The 4,021-nt window shown below is 34.5% G+C and carries 6 protein-coding genes; all 6 read left to right on the forward strand.

The annotated features are described in order from the left end of the window. Positions 1-282 (forward strand): group-specific protein (locus tag V7147_RS20095; RefSeq protein ID WP_335369590.1); only part of this gene is annotated, 282 nt, incomplete at its 5' end. A 7-nt stretch (positions 283-289) separates the two neighbouring features. Further along, positions 290-859: a nucleotidyltransferase family protein gene (locus tag V7147_RS20100; protein WP_335369591.1), complete on the forward strand. Its 570-nt coding sequence runs from the start codon at positions 290-292 to the stop codon at positions 857-859. A gap of 30 nt (positions 860-889) precedes the next feature. Further along, positions 890-1,924 (forward strand): serine hydrolase domain-containing protein, encoded by a 1,035-nt coding sequence (locus tag V7147_RS20105; RefSeq protein ID WP_335369592.1) that lies wholly within the window; start codon positions 890-892, stop codon positions 1,922-1,924. Positions 1,925-1,948: 24 nt separating this feature from the next. Then, positions 1,949-2,401: a GNAT family N-acetyltransferase gene (locus V7147_RS20110; protein WP_335369593.1), complete on the forward strand. Its 453-nt coding sequence runs from the start codon at positions 1,949-1,951 to the stop codon at positions 2,399-2,401. Positions 2,402-2,727: 326 nt separating this feature from the next. Then, positions 2,728-3,042, forward strand: a complete 315-nt coding sequence (locus V7147_RS20115) for a YrdB family protein (protein ID WP_335369594.1) — start codon at positions 2,728-2,730, stop codon at positions 3,040-3,042. 213 nt (positions 3,043-3,255) lie between these two features. Next, complete coding sequence (locus tag V7147_RS20120) at positions 3,256-3,741, forward strand: GyrI-like domain-containing protein (RefSeq protein ID WP_335369595.1); 486 nt, start codon at positions 3,256-3,258, stop codon at positions 3,739-3,741. Positions 3,742-4,021 lie beyond the last annotated feature (280 nt).

Here is a 4,021-nt window from a genome sequence, read left to right on the forward strand (position 1 = left end):
ACAGTAGAAGATTTAAAAGCTTTTGGCATCCAGGAGAAAAATGCAATATTAGAATCAGATTTTCTTATTGTCCTATTACCTGCAGGAAAGGGAAGTCATATTGAACTCGGGATAGCGCTTGGGCAAGGTAAGAAAATCTATCTATATTCACCGAATGACGAAATTAACAACTTTGAAACAACAAGTACATTCTATCATTTGCTTGAAGTTGAAAAGTGTATTGGTACGATTGAAGATTTAATAGAGAAGTTATCTGAAAGTAATCACTTTTTTAGAAGCTGAGGTTACAATGTTAAAAAACAAAGAAGACGTAATAAAAATTATATCTGAAGATGATTGGATGATGGAGTTATTAAGGGCAGCAAAATCATTACAATTGCCTGATTGGTGGATATGCGCAGGGTTTATACGTTCAAAGATATGGGATACATTACACGGTTTTAGTGAAAGAACGAATACACCTGATGTGGATGTTATTTACTTTGATAATCAAAATATTGATGAATTAACAGAAAAGATCTTAGAAGATAAATTAAGAAGCACTATTCCAAGCGTTCCTTGGTCTGTGAAAAACGAGGCAAGAATGCACGTTGTAAACAATATCCCTCCTTATACATCTGCTGTTGATGCCATATCAAAATTCCCTGAAACAGCAACTGCCCTTGGTGTAAAAATAGACGATCAAGAAAATGTAATTCTAACGGCTCCTTGTGGAATTGATGATGTACTCAATATGGAGGTAAAGCCAACAACGCATTTTACAGAAACGAAAGAACGGGTTGCAATCTATGAGGAACGTATTTTAAAGAAAGACTGGAAGTCAATCTGGCCGTTGATAAAAGTCCATCATATAAGGTAGTTTGCGGTTAAGTTAAGGGGAAATCAATCTATGAAAATAAACACTATGAACATTCCAGATCTCATGGATCATTATCATGTACCTGGTTTGAGCATTGCTTTAATTGAAAAAGCTCAAGTCAGTGCAATAGGGAACTATGGTGTCCTACAGACAGGCTCCTCTAAAAAAGTAGATGAACATTCCATATTTAATGCTTGTTCAATCAGTAAGTTTCTTACTGGAATGTTAGTTTTAAAATTAACCGAACTAGACCTCCTTGATTTAGATGAAGATGTAAATAGTAAACTAAAGTTTTGGAAAGTACCTGAAAATAAATGCACTAAAAATAAAAAGGTTACTTTACGAAACTTGCTTAGCCATCAATCCGGGATTATAGACCCTAAATATAGTTTCACTGAGCAAAAATCAAGCATAGGTATGCCTTCAATGGTAGATCTCTTAGCGGGAAAAACACCCTATTGCCCCGAACCTATTGAAGTAAAATATGAACCTGAAAGTGAATTTCACTATTCGGATGCTGGCTTTTGTGTGATTCAGCAGCTAATAGAAGATGTTACTAAAAAGTCATTTAAACAGGTTGCGTACGAATATATATTTGAACCGTTAAACATGGTAAATAGCCACTTTGTTACGAATTTATCGGATATTAGAAATGAAAACTTTTCTAGTGGACATAACAAAAATGGTGAAATTGTTGGAGAATTTCCGATATATCCTTACCCTGCGGCTTCAGGTTTATGGACAACCACCTCGGATCTAGCCCGATTGGTCATTGAACTATTGAATTCCTTAAAAGGTGAAAGCACAATTGGAATTTCTGCAAGTAAGGCAAAGGAAATAATAAGCCCTCAAAGCGATAAGAAATGGTGCGGATTAGGAGTGTTTTTAGACGGAGAGGGAACAGAATTTGAAATATCCTCACTTGGTTGGGGAGAAGGGTATCAATGTATGATGGTGGCATTTCCACATAGAGAGACCGGTGCGGTGATCATGACAAATGCTGAATTAGGTGTTCATCAAATGGAAGGGATTATCGGTGAAATATATAGATCCCTTGTAATATAAAAAGATAACTGGAGGTTCCAGAAAATGAAAGTGTTATCCGTTAAACAAAATCCTGAATATATGAAAAGAGCAATCACCTATTTTCAAAGTAAATGGGCAAGTGAACAAAGCATGAAGGTGTATGAAGATTGTATCGCACATTGTATTACGAGCCCAAATCCATTGCCACAATGGTATCTCTTGATGGATGATGATAAAATCATTGGCTGTGCGGGGCTTATTACAAATGATTTCATTAGCCGGATGGACCTTTATCCTTGGGTGTGCGCTGTGTACATCGAAGAGGAATATAGGGGGAATAATTATAGTTCTATTCTGCTAGAGCGGGCCAAAAACGATGCAAAAGCAGGTGGTTTTTCAAACTTATACCTTTGTACCGATCACATTGGATTATATGAAAAATATGGGTTCGAGCATATTGGTACAGGCTATCATCCGTGGGGAGAGAGTTCCCGTATTTATGAAGTAGCTTTATGAAAAAAGATGTCTCCGTACCTAATTTAATATTAGATATAGCTGGGGTAATTGCAACTAATTTTTCACCGTTATTTTGGGAGGATTTATCTTCAAAATTTGATACATCATATGAATAACTCATTAAGTTCAGAAGGGACATTCGGGAGGAACTATGGGCTGGCAAGATTGAGGAACAGGAATTTTGGGATAGATAGTTGAAGAAGGAAAAACCACAAATTTATTTTCTGGAGAATCTTAAAGTTATTTTTATAAAATTCATACAATGTGTTAATATTTCCTGGTTAGAATAAAGGCAGTATTAGAAGGAAAGAGAAAAGAGGGATTTGATGACACTCTTAATAATGGCAATTAGGTTTGTTTGGGAATTTCTAGCTCTAATCATTTTTGGTTTATGGGGGTTTCATCATGGGAAATTTCTTGGGGCTATTGGAATACCCTTAGTGGTGGTAGTTATTTGGGCTATATTGGGCTCACCAGGTGCACCTTATAAACTTCCAGGATTTTATGGTATTATTTTGGAGTTGTTTTTATTTTTAGCAGCAAGCTACACACTGTATAAACTAGGGCATACACAATTAGCCTTCACATATTGCATTGTAGCTCTAATAACATCTTTTCTCATTCATTATATGAATATATAACATACAAAAAAGCAATTCAGAATATAATTTAATTATCTATAGAATAAGCGTTAAGAATCCTTATCTCTTCTTTAACTATAGAGTGCGATGATCCAAGAAGGATTATCGCTTTTTTTGTTGAAGTTATTAAGCTAATGGGCAGGCTAGTATTACCAACATAGACACTGTTAATAGGAAATTTTAAAATACTTTAGGAGATAGGGAGGATATAAAGTGAACTATGAAATTATTACATTACCCAGCTATAGGGCAGTAGGATTAAAATGGGAGGGGACATTTTCTGAAATTGTACCGAATTTAAAAAACGTTATTCGACAGATTGAAGAACGTGCCAATGAGTTAGAGTATAAGGTGAATCCAAATGTTCAATTAGGTCTATCTTATCATGTAATTGAAAATGGATTTGTGCATTACGCAGTGTATGAAGTGAGTGAAGAACAGGAAATTCCTAATGGGATGATTGAAATAAGGGTTCCTGAACTGACCTATCTGAAAACAACACATAAAAAAGGAGAAGATATACAAGAGACATATACGGATTTACATAAATGGTTATTTGATAGTGACTATACTGCATTTAGGGAGGTTGGTGTAGATTACTATGATCCATATATGCCAATAAAACATGAACATAATCCAGTTGATAGTGATCCTAGCGATCCTCACTTTGATATTTTTATTCCGATTGTAAAAAAATAACATTATCTTAATAAACAAACGTTAGCATTACTATAACAACAGTAATGCTTTTCTTTATTAAAGTAAATTAGCAGGTTAGTAGAAAGGACTATTGTTATAAGGGGGGAAGTAATATATTTATAGTTCAAATCGGGGTAATTATATTAGCATTAGTTTTAGGATATATATTAGCTAGAATAGAATATTGAAAATTTACATTAGCAGAAAAGGAACAATTTATTAAAGAATTACGGAATCCCTTTTTGGTTCTTTTCCACGTACTAGATCTAATTGGATATAT

This window comes from Bacillus sp. JJ1521 (assembly GCF_036965165.1).
Classification (GTDB): domain Bacteria; phylum Bacillota; class Bacilli; order Bacillales; family Bacillaceae_L; genus Ferdinandcohnia.

Excerpts from the sequence above, each read along its gene's own strand:
- V7147_RS20100 (WP_335369591.1), top strand. The coding sequence starts at position 290 with ATGTTAAAAAACAAAGAAGACGTAATAAAAATTATATCTGAAGATGAT.
- V7147_RS20105 (WP_335369592.1), top strand. The coding sequence starts at position 890 with ATGAAAATAAACACTATGAACATTCCAGATCTCATGGATCATTATCAT.
- V7147_RS20110 (WP_335369593.1), top strand. The coding sequence starts at position 1,949 with ATGAAAGTGTTATCCGTTAAACAAAATCCTGAATATATGAAAAGAGCA.
- V7147_RS20115 (WP_335369594.1), top strand. The coding sequence starts at position 2,728 with ATGACACTCTTAATAATGGCAATTAGGTTTGTTTGGGAATTTCTAGCT.